The sequence below is a fragment of the Pseudomonas sp. Irchel s3b6 genome (assembly GCF_900187415.1).
In the GTDB taxonomy this organism is placed as follows: domain Bacteria; phylum Pseudomonadota; class Gammaproteobacteria; order Pseudomonadales; family Pseudomonadaceae; genus Aquipseudomonas.
The window spans coordinates 91,667-111,025 of the sequence record NZ_FYDM01000003.1 but is presented as its reverse complement, the minus strand read 5'-3'; the positions used below and the strand labels follow the sequence as shown (position 1 = coordinate 111,025).

The window sequence follows — 19,359 nt, the reverse complement described above, 5'->3', positions numbered from 1 at the left end:
TGCGAAGCAATCGAGCGTGTGACCGCTCAGTCCTGACGCAGCCACTCGATGAACTGTGCGAACAACTCCGACTGCGAGTTGATCCCAAGCTTGAGATAGAGATTCTTGCGGTGCATGCGCACGGTTTCCGCCGAGGAAGCGGCTCTTGATGCAGGATGTAAATCAGGCCTGTGCGTCAGACTGCCAGCACACTGCAGGATGCCTGATACAGCACGTGTTCGGTGGTGCTGCCGATCAGTTTCTCAAGGCCTGATGACTGGTTCCTGCCCATCACGATCACGTCGATCTGATGCTGGTGGGCGAACTCGGCCAGCACCCTGACCGGACCGCCCTTGATGAAATGGCGACGGTCCGGGGGCACGCCGAAGTGATCGGCGCTCCGTTGAAACGACCGCTCCAGATCCCGCCGCAACTGCAGTGTCAGCTCTCCCAGCATCAGCCCGCCTCCACCCGCGTCGCCCAGGAACTCCGCGCTGATGTCAGAGGCCGCGAGCAGGTGCAGTTCGGCATCGCACTGCAGTGCCAGGCGTTCAGCCTGCTGAATGATCCGCTCGTTGAGCTCGTTGCGCTGCGGCGAGTCGGTGGCGGTATCGATCGCTGCCACGATCTTGCGAGGCAAAGCATGCCCTTGCGCGCCCACCAGGTAGATCGGCACCGGACAGTGGCGCAACAAATGCCAATCGATCGGGGTGAAGAACGTGCGCTTGAGCACCGACTCGTGCTGCACTTGCTTGATCAGCAGGTCGGGTTGCCACTCGGTGACGTGATCCAGGATGTCCCGCTCGAGGTCGTCGGACCATGCGGTTTCGGCCGTCACCGCGATCCCGGTGTCGCGCAGTCGTTGCGCCTGGTCATGCAGCCAATCGTCCTGGTCCTTCAGATAAGCGGCTCGCGCCGTGGCCCGATCCCCCTCCTCGAGCAGGGCCAGAATGTGCAGTGACTTGACCAGCGCGACAATGTGCAAGATCGCGCCACTGGCCATGGCCAGGGCACCGGCATGCTGGATCGCCGGAGACTGGCGCAGGGTCGGGTTGATGATCAATAACAAGCGTTGATACTGGCCCATGGTCTGACTCCTGAGTGGCATATAGCAAGTATTGACCCAAGACTGAACCTCTGGCGCCTTTTTTCGTTGATCCCGATCAAGCGCATGCATCGTCGGTAGCCGGTACTGCCCGAACGGCTAGGCATGCAGCTGTCGGACGCCCTGGCGCAATGCGCTGGAACAACGCTATCAGTCTCACACACCCCCTTGTCTGCGGGGCGAGCAACCTGGGCAAGGAGCGAGAGAAGATAAATCAGACGTTTCCTTGTTGGCTGTAGGTAGACTCTGTATTAAGTGTGCGAGCAGACAGCCATCATCGGCTACGCCGCACGCGCCCGGTCATCTGAGTGGCACATGAACGCTTCAAGGTGTCACTCGGCAACTCCTGGAACAACGCCCGATAGCTGCTGGAAAACCGCCCCAGGTGCCAGAACGACCAATGCATCGCCACTTCGGCCACGGTGGTCTGGCTGATGCTGCCCGCGAGCAGTTCGCGGCGGGCACTGTTGAGGCGGCGCAGGCGCAGCCATTGGGTCGGCGCCATGCCGGTGTAGGTCTTGAAGGCGTGCTGCAACTGGCGCAATGAAACCCCGGCGACCTGGGACAACTCCAGCAGGTTGAGGTGTTCTTCCGGGGTATCGGCGGCCCACTCGCCGACCCGCTTCATGATCGCCCGCTCCCCCGCCCGCCGCTGCAATGCCCCTTGGTCGAGGCGAACGCAGGCGTTGTCGAGGATAAACAGGCAGTCGTCCAGCAACTGCTGGGTCAAGGCTTCCCGGCTGGGTGGGTCGATGGTGTGCGAGAGCCGGGTCAGGGTCCCGCTGAGCCAGCGACTGAACAGCGCGTTCTGCTGGGAGTTGAGCGGGGACATGAACAAGCCTTCCAGGCGTTCGATGCCCAGGCCATGACGCTGCACGAACTCCGGGCCGAACACCACGGCCACTTCCTGGTAATTCTCCGGGGTGATCCAGATGTTGCGACTTTCGCCATTGAGCACATACAGCGCGTTGTCGCTGCGGTCGAAACAGAACGCCAGCGCCCCCGGGGGCGCGCTGAAATTCTGCTCGACCCGGGTGTTCATGCATTCCTCGTAGATCTCCACCCCCTGCAGGTCCAGGTAGCGCACCAGGCCGGCGAAATGCCCCGGCGACATCTGCTGATAGTGCTGCACCCACCCCGGTGTGGCGCGTATCTGGTCGGCGACATCGGCGGTGTTGAAAGCCTGTACGTGCAAGGGCGTTGACGCTGTCATGGGGAGATCCGTGCGCACTCTTTTGGTGCGCTTTGCGACTGCTTAAAGTGGATAGATGGAACGGCAAGCGTCGCCCAAGATAGTCGTCAACGCGCTACAGGGGAAGCCTTCCCGCTCGGGAATGCCAACCCTGGCGCTGATAAAACCAACAATGAGGTCTTTATGAACGCCCCTTTCGATCAGCTTTTTACCTGGCTGAAAGATCACAAGATTACCGAAGTCGAGTGTGTCGTCAGCGATCTGACCGGCATTGCACGCGGCAAAATTGCACCCACCAACAAGTTCCTGCATGAGCGAGGCATGCGCCTGCCGGAAAGTGTGCTGTTGCAAACGGTAACCGGGGATTTTGTCGACGACGACATCTACTACGACCTGCTTGACCCGGCGGATATCGACATGGTCTGCAAGCCGGTTTCCGACGCCGTCTTCGTGGTGCCATGGGCGATCGAGCCGACCGCCATCGTGATCCACGACACCTTCGACAAGTTCGGCAACCCGATCGAACTGTCACCGCGCAACGTGCTGAAGAAAGTGCTGCAGCTGTATACCGACAAGGGCTGGAAGCCGATTGTCGCGCCGGAAATGGAGTTCTACCTGACGCAACGCTGTGAAGACCCGGACTTGCCGCTCAAGGCCCCGCTGGGCCGTTCGGGCCGCGCCGAAAGCGGTCGGCAGTCGTTCTCCATCGACGCGGCCAACGAATTCGACCCGCTGTTCGAAGATGTCTACGACTGGTGCGAACTCCAGGGCCTGGACCTCGACACGCTGATCCATGAAGACGGCCCGGCGCAGATGGAGATCAACTTCCGTCACGGCGACGCCCTGGACCTCGCCGACCAGATCACCGTGTTCAAGCGCACCCTGCGCGAAGCGGCGCTCAAGCACAACGTCACCGCCACGTTCATGGCCAAGCCCATTGGCGATGAACCGGGCAGCGCCATGCACCTGCACCAGAGCGTGGTGGACATTGCCACCGGCAAGCCGATCTTTGCCAATGACGACGGTGAGATGAGCGAACTGTTCCTGCACCACATCGGCGGCCTGCAAAAGTACATCCCCAAGCTGTTGCCAATGTTCGCGCCCAACGTCAACTCGTTCCGTCGCTTTTTGCCGGACACCTCGGCGCCGGTCAACGTGGAATGGGGCGTGGAAAACCGCACCGTCGGCCTGCGCGTGCCGACCTCGAGCCCCGACGCCATGCGCGTGGAAAACCGCTTGCCGGGCGCCGACGCCAACCCGTACCTGGCCATCGCCGCCAGCCTGCTGTGCGGTTACCTGGGCATGATCGAAGGCCTGCAGCCAAGCGCACCGGTCGAAGGCCGGGCCTACGAGCGCCGCAACCTGCGCCTGCCGATCACCATCGAGGATGCGCTGGCACACATGGAAGACTGCCCGGCCATCGAGCGCTACCTGGGGAGCAAGTTTGTGCGCGGCTACGTTGCGGTCAAGCGTGCCGAACATGAAAACTTCAAGCGGGTGATCAGCTCCTGGGAGCGCGAGTTCCTGCTGCTGAGCGTTTGATCCCTGAGGCGAATCGTTCCCACGCTCCTGCGTGGGAACGATCCGACGCCCTGCGTCCGCTTCCGCAACGTGGATACGATCCGAAAACAATCATTCAAAGAGGTGTCGCAATGCGTCTATTGAAATCCGTCGCCCCCGCCGCGCTGGCGCTGTTATGCAGTGCGGTTGCACAGGCCCAGCCCACTGTCAGCGTGTACAACTGGACCGACTATATCGGTGAGACCACCCTCGCCGACTTCCAGGCGAAAACCGGTGTCAAGGTCGTCTATGACGTGTTCGACTCCAATGAAACCCTGGAAGGCAAGCTGCTCGCCGGCCGCACCGGCTACGACGTGGTGGTGCCTTCCAACCATTTCCTGGCCCGCCAGGTCAAGGCCGGGGCCTTCCTCAAGCTGGACCGCGAACAGCTGCCCAACTGGAAAAACCTCGACCCCAAGCTGCTGACGCTGCTGGAGAAGAACGACCCGGGTAACGCGCACTCGGTGCCGTACCTGTGGGGTACCAACGGCATCGGCTACAACGTCGACAAGATCAAGCAGGTGCTGGGGGTCGATCACATCGACTCGTGGGCCGTGATGTTCGAACCCGAGAACCTGAAGAAACTCAGCCAGTGCGGCGTGTCGATGATGGACTCGCCCGATGAAGTGTACCCGGCGATCCTCAACTACATGGGCATGGACCCACGCAGCGAAAAAGCCGAAGACTACAAAAAGGCCGAAGCCAAGCTGCTGACCATTCGCCCGTACATCACCTACTTCCACTCCTCCAAATACGTGTCGGACCTGGCCAACGGCGATATCTGCATCGCCTTCGGCTATTCCGGGGACGTGTTCCAGGCGGCGAACCGCGCCAAGGAAGCCAACAATGGCGTGAACATCGCCTACTCGATTCCCAAGGAAGGCAGCAACCTGTGGTTCGACCTGCTCGCAGTTCCCGCGGATGCCGGCCACCCGAAAGAGGCCTACGAGTTCATCAACTACCTGCTGGCCCCCGAAGTGATTGCCAAGGTCAGCGCCACCGTCGGTTACGCCAACCCGAACCCGGCCGCCAAGCCGTTCATGGACGCGGAACTGATCAACAACCCAGAGGTGTATCCGCCTCAGGCCGTGCTCGACAAACTCTACATCTCGACCACCTCGTCTCCGGAAATCATGCGTCTGATGACCCGTTCCTGGAGCAAAGTGAAGTCCAATAAATGAATCAGGCAACGTTGATCAATCCGGCGGCGGAACACGCCCGCTCCTACTACGCGGCCAGTGCGCACGGGATGCTGCAACGCCCGGCGCTGACCGCCGACCTTGACGCCGACGTGTGCGTGATCGGCGGCGGCTTTACCGGCGTCAACACAGCCATTGAACTGGCCCAGCGCGGGCTGTCGGTGATCCTGCTGGAGGGCCGGCGAATCGGCTGGGGGGCCAGCGGACGCAACGGTGGCCAGTTGATCCGCGGCATCGGCCATGACCTGTCCGGGTTTACCCGCTACGTCGGCGAAGACGGCGTGCGGTATCTGGAGCGAGCGGGTATCGAGTCGGTCCAGGTGGTTGCCGAACGCGTTCGCCAACACGCGATCGACTGCGACTTGCGCTGGGGCTTCTGCGAGTTGGCCAATACCCCGGCGCAATTCGCCGCGTTCGCGCAAGAGCAGCAGACCCTCAATGCCGAGGGCTACGCCCATGAAACCCGCCTGATCAGCCCCCAGGATATACGCCAGGTGGTGAACTCCGGGGTATACGCGGGGGGCTTGGTGGACATGGGCTCGGGTCACCTGCACCCGCTCAATCTGGTGCTGGGCGAGGCGCGGGTGGCCGAGTCCCTGGGGGTGCGGATTTTCGAGCACAGCCCGGTGCTGGAGATTATCCACGGCAGCACTGTCACCCTGCGCTGTGCCAGCGGATCGGTGCGCGCCGGCCGTGTGGTGCTGGGCTGCAATGCCCACCTTGAGGAACTCGAGCCCAAGCTCAGTGGAAAAGTGCTGCCCGCCGGCAGCTACATCATCGCCACCGAGCCGTTGTCGGAACAGGCTGCCGCCGAGCTGATCCCGCAGAACATGGCGCTGTGCGACCAGAAAGTCGGCCTGGACTACTACCGATTGTCCGCCGATCGACGCCTGCTGTTCGGTGGCGCCTGCCATTACACAGGGCGCGATCCGGCGGACATTGCCGCGTACATGCGTCCACAAATGCTCAAGGTGTTCCCGCAACTGGCCAAGGTGCGCATCGACTATCAATGGGGCGGCCGGATCGGTATTTCCGCCAACCGCTTCCCCCAGGTCGGACGACTGCCCCAGCACCCGAACGTGTACTACGCCCAGGGCTATTCGGGGCATGGCCTGAACGTCACCCACTGGACCGCACGCCTGCTGGGCGAGGCCATCCACGCCGGACACAGCCAGGGCATGGATGTGTTCAGCGCGGTGCCCCACCTCACCTTCCCGGGCGGACGGGCCTTGCGCACACCGCTCCTGACTCTGGGCATGATGTGGTATCGCCTGCGGGAAATGCTCGGCTGACAACGCCTGCACTGCCCACCTACCCTCACCTACCCCCGGCGCCATCGCCGGGGGCAGGCATCGGTCTCAGCGGAAGAACACGTCATCCGCGTACGGGTACCACCAGTCCTGTACCTGGGGCTGGTGATCGATGATCACCATCTTCGAACGGCGAAACGCGTCCAGCCCCTGGCGCCCCAGTTCGCGACCCAGCCCCGACATTTTCCAGCCACCGAACGGCAGTGCGTCGTTGTCGATCAGCGGGTTGTTGACCCAGACCATCCCGGCCTCCAGGCGCTCGGCGGCCTCCATGGCTTCGGCCAGGTCCGTGGAGAACAAGGAGGCGCCCAAGCCAAAGGGTGAGTCGTTGGCCAGCCGCACCGCCTGGTCAAAGTCGCTGACCCGGCAGATCGCCGCCACCGGCCCGAAGCATTCCTCGTGGAAGATTGCCATGTCGGCCGTAACGCCGGTCAGGATGGTCGGTTCATAGAACCAGCCCACCGGCTGATCCGCCGGAATCCGCCCGCCACACACCAGGGTCGCGCCCTTGGCCTGCGCATCGTCGACCAAGCGCATGACCTTGTTCCGCGCCGCCTCGCTGACCATCGGCCCGATTTCCGAGCGCTCCAGGCCATGACCGATGCGCAGGGCCCGGGTGCGCTCGGCGAAGCGGTCTACAAAGGCGTCATGGATCTCGTCCACCACAAAAAACCGCTCTGCGGAGGTGCAAATCTGACCGCTGAGGTGGAAGGCGGCCGTCACTGCCCCGGCGGCGGCCACTTCCAGCGGTGCATGCTGGGAGATGATCATCGGGTCACTGCCGCCGGCCTCGATCACACAAGGCTTCATGCGCTCGGCACAGGCCACGGCCACCGCCTTGCCCGCCGTGACGCTGCCGGTGAACGCCACGCCGTGGGTTCCCGTCGACTGCACCAGGCACTGCGCGGTGTGCGCATCCCCCGGCACGCAGGACACCAGCCCCGGCAGTAATTCACTGAAGTGCTCCATGAACTTCAAGGTACACAAGGTCGTGGTTTCCGCCGGCTTGACGATGCAGGCGTTACCCGCCGCCAGGGAGGCGGCGACGGTCCAGCACATCAACAGGATCGGGAAGTTGAACGGCATGATGTGCACGCTGACGCCCAACGGTTCGTAGCGCACATGCTGGAACGAGCCAATCTGGGTGGTGCCGGCGACCTTGCCGGCGTCATCCCGGGCCATTTCCGCGTAATAGCGAAAGATCGGCGCACAGTTGGCCAGCTCGCCCATGGCCTCGGGAAACGGCTTGCCCATTTCCAGGGTCATCAGGCGCGCCACTTCACGGTTGCGCGCGGTGGACTGCTCGAGGGTGTTGGCCAGTTGGTGCAGGCGAGCGGCGCGGCTTTTCGCATCGACCTTGCGCCACGCCTGTTGCGCCGCATTCGCGGCCTCGACAGCGGCCTGCACATCGGCCTCGTCGCACAGGGCGATCTGCCCGACGGGCTGCAAGGTCGCCGGGTCGAGAATCTCGCGCAGGCGCTGGCTCAGCGGCGTGAGGAAGTCGGGGGTGATGAAGCACAACGGGGTCTCGGTTTGAAACGTGCTCATGGGCAATCCTTGAACCAATCAATAGGGAGAACGTCAGGCAAGACGCTCGAGCAGTCCTGCGCGCCAGCCCGGCATCCGTTGATCAAGCAACCTGCGCAGCGGCTGCAACGCTTCGCTTTCCAGCGCCCGGGCAAACAAACCCAGGACGCGCGGCAAATGGGCCAGGTAATGGGGTTTGCCGTCGCGCACGGCCAGGCGCACAAAAATCCCCAGCACCTTGGCGTGGCGTTGTGCGGCCAGCAGGCGGTAGTCACTCAGAAAGCGCATGGCATCGATGTCGGCGCGACTGACCAGGTAGTGACTGAGCAGCGCCACGCGCAAGGCTTCGGGTACATCACGCCGGGCGTCTTCGAGCAATGACATCAGGTCATAGGCGCATGAGCCCGACAGGGCATCCTGGAAATCCAGCAAACCGCAGGCGGCGACACCGCTGCGGCCGTTGAGCAGCATCAGGTTGTCGACATGAAAATCGCGCAGCACCAGGGTTTCTCGGCGCAGGGCGACGTCCTGCAAGGCGTGGGCGAACAGCTGCATATAGGGTTCACGCAGGGCCTGGGCCGCCGCCTGGCCGATCAGCAGGGGCGCATACCAGTCGATGAACAGCCCGTACTCGTCACTCAAACGGGCGGCATCGTAAGGCGCCAGTTGATCGCCACTGACCGCCGACGCCCGGTGCAAGGCCAGCAGCGCATCGACCGCCAGCCGATACAAGGGCTCGTCCTGGTGCCCGGCCGCCAGCAAGCGGGTGTAGGTGTCTTGGCCAAAGTCTTCGATCAACGCCAGGCCGACCTCCTCGTCGACCTGCACCAGCGTTGGCGCGGACAGCCCCGACTGGCGCAGATAACGCGCCACTTGCACATAGGGCCCCACCGGTTCAGTGTCCGGGGGCGAGTCCATCAACAACAGGCCAGCCCCCATCAGCCGGAAATACCGGCGTCGGGACGCATCCGCCGGCAATGCTTGCAACGGCGCATTGGCGAACCCGGCCCGGGCCAGGAATTGCGCCCGGGCCTGGTCGCGCTCGACGTCGTGGACCCGCGGCAGTGCAAGGGCATCGCTCATGTCGCTCACCTGATCATGTAGACCTTTTTCACGGTCTCGTGGACGGTGCACACGCCTTTCCAATCCTTGCGGAAAAAGGCAATGGTGTCGGGCTTGATCTCGATGACTTCGCCCGATTCGTGGACATAGGTGCAGCGGCCTTCCATGAAATGACAGAACTCGTCGCTCGTGACATGGCAAAACCATGTGCCCGGCGTGCAGATCCACAGGCCGCATTCGGACTGGCCTTCGGGGCCCTTGTGCAGCACCACGCCGGACACGCGGGACTCGCCCTCAAGCATGGTGGGGATCACGCCCCAGTCCTTTACCTCGGTGATCTTCAACGGGTCATACAGGAACGGGGTTGGTGTAGTCATTGCGTTCTCCTGAGGAAAAAAGGGTGCAAGCGCTAAGCCGCGAGCTCAAGGTCAGTACGATTCAGCTTGCCGCTTGCCGCTAAAAACTTGCCGCTCAAACAAGCATATAAACGTTGCGCAGGGTTTCCCGGACGTCGCATTCGCCCGTCCAGCCGGCCGGGAACAGCACCAGGGTGTTGGGGTAGACCTCGATCACTTCGCCGTCGTCGTTGCGGTAGGTGGCACGCCCGGCCAGGAAATGGCACAGCTCGTCGCGCGGAATCGACAGCCGCCAGCGGCCCGGCGTGCACACCCACAGGCCGGCTTCCGGGCGGTTGTCCGGGCCTTTGAACAGCAGGCGCCCGCTGGAACGGGAAACCCCTTCCAGGGCGTCGCTCTGCACGCCCCAGTCCACCAGGTCGGTGCGGCTGCTCACGTCTTCGAGGTACGGCGTGAAACCCGCCGTGGTGTTCGCATCACTCATCGTTCAATACCTTGTCGAGAATCTTCGCCGCGTCTTCCGGGCCCTTGCGCGCTTGCATCTGGGCGCTGGTGCGCTGCAGGCGCTGGCGCATCGCCGGGTCACTGAGGCAGGCGGCCAGTTTCCCGGCCAGTTGCGCCGGGCTCCAGTCATAGCGGTCGAGCTTGAAGCCGTGGCCGCTTTCTTCGGCGCGCATGGCATTGTCGTGGCCGTCCCAGACGTAGGACATGACAATCGCCGGTTTGCCGAAGTACAGGCACTCGGTGAAGCTATTGTTGCCGCCGTGGTGAATCACCACGTCGACCTGGGCGATCACCGAGGGCTGGGGGAACCAGTTGGCGATCTGCACGTTGTCCGGCAGGTCGTGGTATTCGTCCAGGTGCTCGCCGACATTGACCAGGGCCCGATAGGGCAACTCGCCAAGTGCACTGATCAGGCGTTTGAGCAGCTCGACGTCACCCGAGCCCAGGCTGCCGAAGCTGGCGTAGATCAGGGGTTTGTCAGGGTGGGCGCGAAACGCTGGAATCTGGTACGCGGTGTCGCTGCGCACGCATCCCTGCAAGTAGTGAAAGCGTTCTGGTGGCAGTGGATGCCGACGCTCGAACTTGACCGCGTCCGGGTACAGCAACAGATTCATGTAGGGCGACGCTTCAAAGAACATCCCCAGCGGGTACGGTGCCTCGCCATGGTCCTTGAGGAACTGGTTGAAGTCCTGGTGAATCGGCCCGACCACCGCGTCGAAGCGCTGGCGAAATCGGGCATGACCGGCCTTGTCGTCGACGCTCATGCCCGACAGGTGCGGCGGGATGTCCGGGTCTTCGATCTCGTTCTCCGAGCAGGAGATGATCCGCACCCACGGCTTGCCATATTGCTTGATCGCCGGGAACAGAATCACGTTGTCGACACAGATCAGGTCCGGCTTGACCCGGTCCAGCACCGCCGGCAGGTCCTTTTGCGCCCACTTGGCGGTTTCGACGATGGCGGCCCAGCACTCCTTCACGTAGTTGTCGATCTGCTCCAGGGGCGTCTTGCGAAAGTTCGGAATGTGACCGTTGATGAAGTCGACCCAGTAACGGGCCATGTCCTCGGCGGGCATCGGCGCCGACATGTTCACCGGGTATTCCTCGAACCCATAACTGGCATACACCCCGCTCATGCCAGGGTCGGTCAGGAACACCGCCTTGTGCCCCAGGGCTTCGCACGCCTGCGCTATACCGACGGAGTTCAGGGCCGGGCCGTAGGCGGCCTCCGGAAAGAAGGCGATCACTTTCTGTTTCATCGAGAGCTACTCCTGCCTGGTCTTGTTATTGTTCAGTGCGTCAGTACGCGGGCGTGCCGGGCCTGCCAGCCCAGCCGGATGTCCATACCGCTGGAGAAGTGGGCAAACTCGAATTGTGAGGACGGCACGCGGACAATCAGCGGCTTGTCGCTGAGCGCGGTCTTGACGTGCAGGTTGGTATCCAGCCCGTGATAGGCGACTTCGACGATCTGCCCCTGGACCTGGTTGTCGCACTCACCCCCCTGCCCCCCCAGTACTTGCAGGCGCTCAGGCCGCACCACCACCGCCACCGCTTCGCCACGCACCGCGCCGGGCTGGGGCTCGACCTTCAGTTCGTGGCCGTTGACCATCACCCGCTGCTCGGCACCGCGCAGACCTTCGAACAGGTTGCTGACGCCAATGAAGTTGGCCACGAAACGGCTGTTGGGGTTTTCGTAGAGCTCGCTGGGGCTGCCGCACTGGCAGACCTTGCCGCCGTCGAGCACCGCCATGCGGTCGGACATCACCAGGGCTTCCTCCTGATCATGGGTAACCACGATGAAGGTGATGCCGCTCTCGTGTTGCAGGCGCTTGAGTTCCAGCTGCATTTTTTCCCGCAGCTTTTTATCCAGCGCCCCCAAGGGTTCGTCGAGCAACAGGACCCGCGGGCGCTTGACCAGCGCACGGGCCAGGGCCACCCGCTGGCGCTGCCCGCCGGACAGTTGATTGGGCTTGCGATCGGCCAGTTCAGTAAGCTGTGCGGTGCTCAGCACCTCATTGACCCGCTGGCGTATTTGCGCCTCCGGCAGGCGCTCCATCTCCAGGCCATAGGCAATGTTCTTGCGCACGGTCATGTTGGGAAACAGCGCATAGGACTGGAACATCAGGTTCAACGGCCGCTTGTTGGGCGGCAGCGGCGAGATGTCCAGGCCATCGAGGTAGATGCAGCCGGCGCTGGGAGTCTCGAATCCGGCGAGCATGCGCAGCAACGTGGTCTTGCCGCAGCCTGAAGGCCCGAGCAGCGCGAAGAACTCGTTCTCGCGGATGTTCAACGACACCTCGTTGACTGCCAGGCCATTGCCGTAGGACTTGCTGACCTTGTCCAGGATCAGTACCGCAGATGAGCTATTCATGGGTGCGCGGAGCCTTGTTCAGACGCTGGGAGGCCAGCAGCGCAGTGATACTGACCAGCATCACCAGCGTCGCCAGGGCATTGATTTCGGGGGTGACGCCGAAGCGGATCATGGCGTAGATCTGCATCGGCAACGTGGTCGAGGCCTGGCCGGACCCGGAGTTGAAAAAGGCGATGATGAATTCATCCACCGACAGGGTGAACGCCAGCAATCCGCCCGCCAGCACACCGGGGAAAATCACCGGCAGCAGGACTCGGCGAAAGGTGGTGAACCAGCCCGCGCCCAGGTCGATGGAGGCTTCGAGGATCGAATAGTCGAAATGCTTGAGCCGGGTCCGCACCACGGCGCAGACAAAGGCAATGTTGAACACCGCATGGCTGACGATGATCGAGTGCAGGCCCAGGCCGACCTTGAGCAGGTTGAAGAAACTCAGCAAAGCGATGGCCAGCACGATGTCGGGGATGATCATCGGTGCCATCAGCAGGGTGTCGACCACCTGGCCCTTGTCATTGCCCTTGCGCCGCAACTCGACCCCCAAGGCCAGCAACGTGCCGAGCACGCAGGCAATCAAGGTCGCCGACAGCGCCACGATCAGGGTGTTGAGCGCCGCCGATAGGATCGCCGTGTTGTTGGCCAGCGACACGTACCATTTGAAGGACACGCCCCCCCAGGCGGTCGGCAGTCCGGACTTGTTGAACGACAGCAGGATCAACACCAGGATCGGTACATAGAGAAAGGCATAGACCACGCCCAGGTGCGCGCTGAGGAACGACCCGCCGACCGTTCGTGGCTGGCTCATGGGCGACCTCCTTCGGCACGCCGGGCGACCAGCGCCTGGATAAACAACAGGATCAGCATGATGGCGATCAGGAAAAAGCTCAGCGCGGCACCGAACGGCCAGTCCCGCGCCGTGAGGAACTGCGAGTAAATCAGGTTGCCGACCATCTGCACCTGCTTGCCGCCCAACAGGTCAGCAGTGATGAAGTTGCCGATGCTCAACACGAAGACAAACACCGCGCCCGCCGCGATACCCGGCACGCTCAGCGGCAGGATGATCCGGCGGAACGTCATCCAGCCCGAGGCACCAAGGTCCCTGGAGGCATCCCAGAGTTCGCTGTTGATCCGCGACAGCGAGGAAAAGATCGCCAGGATCACAAAGGGGATGTAGTTGTAGACCAGCCCCAGCACCACCGAAGCCTCGGTGTACAGCAGGTTGATCGGGTCACCGCTGTAGCCGAGCAACTGCAGTAGGCGGTTGATCAGGCCTTCGCGGTTGAGCAGGACGATCCAGGCATAGGTACGGATCAGGTAGTTGCTCCAGAACGGCAGCATCACCAGGAACAGGAACACCGCCTGCCGACGCCGTGGCGCCCGGGCTATCGCATACGCCGCCGGGTAGCCGATCAGCACTGCGAACAGGGTCGCCAGCCCGGCGATCTTCGCCGACTTGAGGACGATCCCCAGGTACAGCGGATCGAGCGCGCGCTGGTAGTTTTCCCAACTGAACACCCAGTCGATGCCGCCATAGGCACCGCGCTCCACGAAGCTGTAGACCAGTACCAACAGGCACGGCACCACCAGGAAAACCAGCAGCCAGCCCAGTCCAGGCGTCAGCAACCAGGCCGACAGACGCCTGTCAGCATGCAATGCACTCATTACCCATATCCTCCGACCCCGCACGCAGCAAGGTGGCTTGCCTAGAATGGCGAGGCATGCAGCGACATGCCCCGGTCAGAATCCGCGGGCTAGTTCTGCGCCGCCATGATTTCGGTGACGGCCCGGGTATAGGCCTTCTGCGTGGTGCCGCCCAAGTCGCGCAACTGCTCCATCTTCAGCAGTTCGGCCGGGGCGATGCTCAGGTTCGGGTACTGCTTGAGCAGGTCGGCGGACAACCCGGCCATGGCGGCCTGGTTCGGTACTTTGTAGAGAATGTTTTCGGCGACCCAGGCGTGGTTGCCCTTGTCCAGCATGAAGTTGATGAACTTGAAGGCTTCGTCCTGATGCTTCGAGCCCTTGAGCACCACCATGGTGTCCACCCACAGGTCGGAACCTTCCTTGGGCACCACGAACCGGATCGCTGCATTGGCCTGGGTGCCGTAGTTGCACCAACCGTCCCACGCATGGGCCATCAGCGATTCGCCGGAGGCGAGCTTGGAGTAGAAGGTGGTGTCGTCGAAGGCGAGGATGCGCTTCTTGGTGGCGATCAGTTGGTCACGTACTGCGCCGATATGCTGGGTGTCGTTGTCATTGACCGACCAGCCTTTGGCCAGGAACCCGGCGCCGAGCATCCAGCGGTCGGTGGCAAGCAGGGTCACCTTGCCCTTGAGGGCATCGCTGGGGTTGAGCAGGTCATTCCAGCTGCTGGGCGCAGGGTTGACCTTGTCGGAGCGGTAGCAGATTCCGGTGGTGCCCCAGGTGTAAGGCACCGAGAACTGGTTACCCGGGTCGTATTCCAGGTGAGTGGCTTCGGGGTAGAGGTTTTTCAGGTTGGGGACTTTGACCGGATCGATGTCCGCCAGCAGCCCCTGCTTGTGCAGGACTTCGGCAAAGGGCGAGGACACGAAGACCACGTCGTAGCCTTCCCCGCCATTGGCCATGAGCTTGCCCATGATCTCTTCGTTGGTGGCGTGCAAGGCCTTGTCGACCGTGACACCGCTGGCCACTTTGAACTTGTCCAGCGCATCGGGGGCCATGTAGCCGTCCCAGATGGAGATGACCATATCCTTGGCACTGGCGGCTGATGAGGCGATTGCAACGGAAACGGCCAGTCCTGCGCAAACAAGGTGCTTCAGCTTTCTCATAATGCTCACCTAACGACTGTTATTGTTGTGTTCGAAGGCAGTGCGGCAAAAAATAAGAAACGGCTTGCGGTGTATTTTTTTAATAATTAGGACCAGCATAGCAGGATGTCAATAATTTTCTCGCGCCTGACTGACAGGCTGCCCATGACATAAGATCCGTGCATGAATGCGCAGTGACCGACAAGAGAAGAGCCCTTGAGTACGACAACCGATAAGAAACCTCGCACCAATCACCTGGAACTGGCACGGCGCATTCTTGAGCACACTCAGGAGACGGGAGTGGTGCCTGGCGACCCGGTTTCCGAGCAAGCCCTGGCCCGCACTTTCCAGGTATCGCGCACCCTGGTGCGCGGGGCATTGAAAGTCCTGCACGAAGAAAACCTGCTCAGCCATGAGGCGGGCAAGGGCTATCGCCTGGTTGCCCCGCCCGCCGGCCAGCCCTTCAACAGCGTCCTGCCCCAGGCCGCCGAAGAAGAACTGGCCACCTCGGTACTGCGCGACCGCATGGCCGGGCGCCTGGGTGACAGCATCAGCATCAGTGAACTGATGCGCCGCTACGGCATCGGCCGCCCCGCCGCCCAGAAAGCCCTGGCCCAACTGAGCGAAAGCCAGGCCATCGAGCGCGGCCCCGGCCAGTCCTGGCTGTTCCGCCCGTCACTCAACAGTCTCGCGGCCCTGGACGAAAGCCTGAAATTTCGCCTGATCCTGGAACCGGAAGCCTTGCTCAGCCCCCACTTCAATGCCGACGCTCAGCGCCTGACGCTGCTGCGCGCGGGCATGGAAACCCTGCTGGCGACACCGGTCGAGGACTTCGACCTCCAGCAGTTCCGCGAACTGGACATCAGCTTTCACGAACTGATCGGCCAGAGTTGCGGCAACCGTTTCGTCAGCGACGCCCTGCTCCAGCACCAAAGCCTGCGCCGCCTGCCCAACCTGCTGCCGAGTGTCAGCGTGCACCGCCTGCACGAAGCCCTGCGTGAACACCTGCACATCATTGCCCAGATCGAACGGGGGCAGATGGAGATCGCCGCCGACCTGATGCGCCTGCACCTACGGCTGTCCGCGGCGCAACGCCCACAAACCGCCAACCGTGGTATCCCCCATCGCCATCCTTTCGGGCGCGTTTGACCCCGAAAAAATTGTGGTGCTTTTTTTCATGAAATAAGACAGCATCAAAAACACCTTCAAGAAAAGCGGGGGCAACCCGCTGCAGACGGTCCCATGCCATGCGCAAAGAAAAACTGATCGCCCTGTTCCCCGAAGCCAGTTTTGGCGCGGCCCTGAACTGCATCGGTATCGCTCAGGCGTTGCGTGAGCTGGGTGCCCGGCCGGTGTTTATCTGTCACGGGCATTTCCAGGGGATCTTCGCCGAGTACGGTTTTGCCGAGTACCCGATTCCCGAGGCCAACCCACTGTCGGCGGCCGAACATCAGCATTACTGGGAGCGCTTCATCGAGCGCAACATCCCCTACTTCGACCAGACCCCGCTGGCCCAGATCGACAGCTACGTGGCGCCGGCCTGGGAAGCCATCATCGACACGGCCATCGAGGCCGAGAAACCCCTGCAACAGTTGCTGGCCCGGCTCAAGCCGGACGCGATCGTGCTGGACAACGTGGTGATGTTCCCGGCGATCGCCAATGCCGGTTGCCCCTGGGTGCGCATGGTCTCCTGTGCCGAAACCGAGTTGCCGGACAACGCCGTGCCCCCCTACCTGTCTGGTTGCAGCCAGCGCGACAGCGTGGCGCGTCAGGTCTTTGTCGAGCACTACCACAAAGCCGTCGCCCCGGCCCATGAGCGCTTCTCGCGCTTTCTCGCCAGCCACGACACCGCGACCTGCCCACCGGGCCAGTTCCTGATGGACTCACCTTGGCTCAACCTGTTGCTGTCGCCGACCCCGGTACGCTACGAGCGCGAGCAACCGCTGGATCCGCAACGCTACCTGTACCTCGACGGTTGTGTGCGCCGCGAAGCGCCGTACATCGTGCCCGATTTCCCGCGGCACAACGACGCGCCGCTAATCTACGTCAGCTTCGGCAGCCTGGGCGCGGCCGATACCCGGATGATCAAGCGCCTGATCGCCACCCTGGAAACCTTGCCCTATCGCTTCCTGATCAACGTCGGCGCCTACCGCGAGACCTACACCGAGGTCCCGGACAACATCTACCTGGACAGCTGGTTCCCACAGCCGGCGGTGCTCAAGGAGTGCCAGTTGTTCATTCACCACGGCGGCAACAACAGCTTCTGCGAAGCCCTGTTCTTTGGCTTGCCCTCGGTGATCATTCCCTACTGCTGGGACGGCCACGACAACGCGGTGCGCGGCGAAGAGGTCGGCATCGGTCGCTACCTGCCGCGTTTCGCCGATCCGCTGGCCGCCCTGCCCGCCACCCTCGCGCAGTTGCTCAACGACACCTCGATGCAGCAGCGCCTTGCCGCGATCGGCGCGGCCATGCAGGCGACCCGCGGCACCGAGCTCGCCGCGCGGGCGATCCTGGCGTTGCCTACCCCCTCGTCCTAACCACGAAAAAGAGTCCGTCATGCGCCCATCCGCCCTGCACAGCCTCAAGCACACGATCCCCAGGCCGTATTGGCTGGACACCGACACGCCGGCCCAGGCGTGCGAACGGCAGACCGGCGACATCCACGCGGACCTGGTGATCGTCGGCGGGGGGTTCACCGGCCTGTGGACCGCGCTGTTGGCCCGGCAACGGATGCCCACCGGGCGTATTGTCCTGTTGGAGGGCCGCACCTGTGGCACCTCGGCCAGCGGCAGAAGTGGCGGGTTCTGCGCACCGAGCATTTCCCATGGCGTGTCCAACGCTCTGAAGCGCTGGCCCAGGGAAGCCGAGACCCTGATTCGCCTGGGCCGCGACAATCTCGATGAACTGGCGCAGGACATCCTGCGGCTAGGCCTGGAGGTCGATTTCGAACGCCCCGGCAAACTCAACGTAGCCACCACCCCATGGCAAGTCGAGGGCTTGCGCGCACTTGAGCAGAAGTACCGGCGCCATGGCATCGACTGCACCTGGCTGGAAGGTCCGGCACTCAAGGCTTATCTGGACTCACCACTCTACAGCGCCGGTTTGTATGAGCCCAATTACGCGCTGCTCAACCCGGTGAAGATGGTTCGCGAATTGCGCCGGGCCTGCATCGAGCACGGCGTGGAACTGTTCGAACACTCGCCGGTCACCCGCCTGCAAACCCACGGCAATGGCATGCTGCTGCAAACCGGCTACGGCAGCGTCCAGGCCCCCCGGGTCGCGCTGGCCACCAACGTATTCCCATCGCTGTTGCCCGCATTGCGCACCACGGTCATTCCGATCTACGACTACGCCCTGACCACCGAGCCGTTGTCCCAGGCGCAGTTACAGTTCATTGGCTGGGAGCGGCGCCACGGCATTGCCGACTCCGGCAACCAGTTCCACTACCTGCGCAAAACCGCCGACAACCGCATCCTGTGGGGCGGCTTCGACGCCATCTATCCCTTTGCCAGCAAGCTGGACGAAGGCCTGACCCAGCGCCCGGAAACCTTTGTGCGCCTGGCCGAGCAGTTTCAGCAGACCTTCCCGGCCTTGGCCGACGTGAGCTTCAGCCACGCCTGGGGCGGCGTCATCGACTCGTCCGCGCGCACGACGATGTTCACCGGCACCACCCATGACCGCCGCGTGGCCTACGCCATGGGTTTCACTGGCCAGGGCATCGCTGCCAGCCGCTTTGCCGGCGCGACGATGCTGGACCTGCTGGACGGCCAGGACAGCCACCGCACTCGCCTGGACATGCTCAACCGCGCCCCGGTGCGCTTTCCGCCCGAACCCTTGCGCTTCATTGGCGTGCGCCTGGCGCAACGCGGCCTGGCCCATGAAGACCGTAGCGGCCAACGCAACCTGTTCCTGAAAACCCTGGATGTCTTCGGGGTCGGTTTTGACTCCTGAATAAACTAGCGAACTGCGTTAACAAGGAGCCTCCCATGCATCGCCAGCAACCTGCGTTCGTCACTGACTTTGCCACGCAACCAACCAGAGCGCTGATCCAGGAAGTCAGCGATCGCAGATCGTCGAGAAACCTTACCAGAGCATCACCTGGCGGCATTTCAGCAACGACGACAAGCAGCTCACGGCCGGGGTCTGGGAGGCCGGCCCGCACAAGGAGCGGTGCCACTGCGATTACGACGAGCTGTGCCATCTGCTCGAAGGCCAAGTGCGACTGACCGACAGCGCCGGCAACAGCAGCACCTTCGAGGCCGGCAGTACCTTCGTGGTGGCCGCCGGGTTCGAGGGCACCTGGGAAAACCTCACGGACGTCAGAAAGGTCTACGTGATTTTGCGCTAGTGTCCTGTGACGCCGTCAAAACGGAACAGCATGTGCGAGACAGGACACTAAGATCATAGGCAGGGTCGC

18 protein-coding genes and 1 pseudogene are annotated in these 19,359 nt (G+C 62.7%); 7 read left to right on the top strand and 12 right to left on the bottom strand.

Going from position 1 to position 19,359, the window contains the following annotated elements:
- Nucleotides 1-26: 26 nt before the first annotated feature.
- From CKW07_RS06625 to CKW07_RS06615, 3 genes and pseudogenes are all read right to left on the bottom strand, one after another.
- Nucleotides 27-134, bottom strand: a pseudogene (locus tag CKW07_RS06625) (LuxR C-terminal-related transcriptional regulator); the annotation flags it as partial.
- Nucleotides 135-175: 41 nt separating this feature from the next.
- Nucleotides 176-1,066 carry a universal stress protein gene (locus CKW07_RS06620; protein WP_095144148.1) on the bottom strand — a complete coding sequence of 297 codons (891 nt, stop codon included), beginning with the start codon at nucleotides 1,064-1,066 and terminating at the stop codon, nucleotides 176-178.
- Nucleotides 1,067-1,358: 292 nt separating this feature from the next.
- Nucleotides 1,359-2,297, bottom strand: a complete 939-nt coding sequence (locus tag CKW07_RS06615; RefSeq protein WP_095144147.1) for a helix-turn-helix domain-containing protein — start codon at nucleotides 2,295-2,297, stop codon at nucleotides 1,359-1,361.
- A gap of 162 nt (nucleotides 2,298-2,459) precedes the next feature.
- Between CKW07_RS06615 and CKW07_RS06610 the strand changes: the two genes are divergently transcribed.
- The 3 genes from CKW07_RS06610 to CKW07_RS06600 all read left to right on the top strand — a co-directional run bounded on the left by CKW07_RS06610 (nucleotide 2,460) and on the right by CKW07_RS06600 (nucleotide 6,327).
- A complete protein-coding gene (locus tag CKW07_RS06610; protein ID WP_095144146.1) occupies nucleotides 2,460-3,818 on the top strand; it encodes a glutamine synthetase family protein in 1,359 nt (452 codons plus the stop codon).
- Nucleotides 3,819-3,928: 110 nt separating this feature from the next.
- Nucleotides 3,929-5,017: a polyamine ABC transporter substrate-binding protein gene (locus CKW07_RS06605; RefSeq protein ID WP_095144145.1), complete on the top strand. Its 1,089-nt coding sequence runs from the start codon at nucleotides 3,929-3,931 to the stop codon at nucleotides 5,015-5,017.
- Entirely contained in the window at nucleotides 5,014-6,327 is a 1,314-nt protein-coding gene (locus CKW07_RS06600; RefSeq protein WP_095144144.1) for an FAD-binding oxidoreductase, read from the top strand. The genes CKW07_RS06605 and CKW07_RS06600 overlap by 4 nt, the downstream gene beginning before the upstream one ends.
- A 66-nt stretch (nucleotides 6,328-6,393) precedes the next feature.
- Here CKW07_RS06600 and CKW07_RS06595 read toward each other — a convergent pair whose 3' ends face one another.
- The 9 genes from CKW07_RS06595 to CKW07_RS06555 all read right to left on the bottom strand — a co-directional run bounded on the left by CKW07_RS06595 (nucleotide 6,394) and on the right by CKW07_RS06555 (nucleotide 14,963).
- Nucleotides 6,394-7,893: an aldehyde dehydrogenase gene (locus CKW07_RS06595; RefSeq protein ID WP_095144143.1), complete on the bottom strand. Its 1,500-nt coding sequence runs from the start codon at nucleotides 7,891-7,893 to the stop codon at nucleotides 6,394-6,396.
- A 33-nt stretch (nucleotides 7,894-7,926) separates the two neighbouring features.
- Nucleotides 7,927-8,955, bottom strand: a complete 1,029-nt coding sequence (locus CKW07_RS06590; RefSeq protein ID WP_095144142.1) for an aminoglycoside phosphotransferase family protein — start codon at nucleotides 8,953-8,955, stop codon at nucleotides 7,927-7,929.
- A 5-nt stretch (nucleotides 8,956-8,960) separates the two neighbouring features.
- Nucleotides 8,961-9,311 carry a cupin domain-containing protein gene (locus tag CKW07_RS06585; RefSeq protein ID WP_095144141.1) on the bottom strand — a complete coding sequence of 117 codons (351 nt, stop codon included), beginning with the start codon at nucleotides 9,309-9,311 and terminating at the stop codon, nucleotides 8,961-8,963.
- Nucleotides 9,312-9,405: 94 nt separating this feature from the next.
- Entirely contained in the window at nucleotides 9,406-9,774 is a 369-nt protein-coding gene (locus tag CKW07_RS06580; protein ID WP_095144140.1) for a cupin domain-containing protein, read from the bottom strand.
- The gene (locus tag CKW07_RS06575; protein WP_095144139.1) at nucleotides 9,767-11,050 is read right to left on the bottom strand and encodes a glycosyltransferase; all 1,284 of its coding nucleotides are present in this window, start codon (nucleotides 11,048-11,050) and stop codon (nucleotides 9,767-9,769) included. The genes CKW07_RS06580 and CKW07_RS06575 overlap by 8 nt, the downstream gene beginning before the upstream one ends.
- A 32-nt stretch (nucleotides 11,051-11,082) precedes the next feature.
- Nucleotides 11,083-12,162, bottom strand: coding sequence for an ABC transporter ATP-binding protein (locus tag CKW07_RS06570; protein WP_095144138.1), 1,080 nt, complete (start codon nucleotides 12,160-12,162; stop codon nucleotides 11,083-11,085).
- Nucleotides 12,155-12,961, bottom strand: coding sequence for an ABC transporter permease (locus tag CKW07_RS06565; RefSeq protein ID WP_095077074.1), 807 nt, complete (start codon nucleotides 12,959-12,961; stop codon nucleotides 12,155-12,157). The genes CKW07_RS06570 and CKW07_RS06565 overlap by 8 nt, the downstream gene beginning before the upstream one ends.
- The gene (locus CKW07_RS06560; protein WP_095077075.1) at nucleotides 12,958-13,818 is read right to left on the bottom strand and encodes an ABC transporter permease; all 861 of its coding nucleotides are present in this window, start codon (nucleotides 13,816-13,818) and stop codon (nucleotides 12,958-12,960) included. Before CKW07_RS06560 ends, CKW07_RS06565 begins: the two co-directional genes overlap by 4 nt.
- An 89-nt stretch (nucleotides 13,819-13,907) precedes the next feature.
- Complete coding sequence (locus tag CKW07_RS06555) at nucleotides 13,908-14,963, bottom strand: spermidine/putrescine ABC transporter substrate-binding protein (protein WP_095144137.1); 1,056 nt, start codon at nucleotides 14,961-14,963, stop codon at nucleotides 13,908-13,910.
- A gap of 195 nt (nucleotides 14,964-15,158) precedes the next feature.
- Between CKW07_RS06555 and CKW07_RS06550 the strand changes: the two genes are divergently transcribed.
- The 4 genes from CKW07_RS06550 to CKW07_RS06535 all read left to right on the top strand — a co-directional run bounded on the left by CKW07_RS06550 (nucleotide 15,159) and on the right by CKW07_RS06535 (nucleotide 19,290).
- A complete protein-coding gene (locus CKW07_RS06550; protein WP_095144136.1) occupies nucleotides 15,159-16,091 on the top strand; it encodes a GntR family transcriptional regulator in 933 nt (310 codons plus the stop codon).
- A 98-nt stretch (nucleotides 16,092-16,189) separates the two neighbouring features.
- Nucleotides 16,190-17,479, top strand: a complete 1,290-nt coding sequence (locus tag CKW07_RS06545) for a glycosyltransferase (protein ID WP_095144135.1) — start codon at nucleotides 16,190-16,192, stop codon at nucleotides 17,477-17,479.
- Nucleotides 17,480-17,498: 19 nt separating this feature from the next.
- Nucleotides 17,499-18,893: an FAD-binding oxidoreductase gene (locus tag CKW07_RS06540; RefSeq protein ID WP_095144134.1), complete on the top strand. Its 1,395-nt coding sequence runs from the start codon at nucleotides 17,499-17,501 to the stop codon at nucleotides 18,891-18,893.
- A gap of 118 nt (nucleotides 18,894-19,011) precedes the next feature.
- Complete coding sequence (locus tag CKW07_RS06535; RefSeq protein ID WP_095144133.1) at nucleotides 19,012-19,290, top strand: cupin domain-containing protein; 279 nt, start codon at nucleotides 19,012-19,014, stop codon at nucleotides 19,288-19,290.
- Nucleotides 19,291-19,359 lie beyond the last annotated feature (69 nt).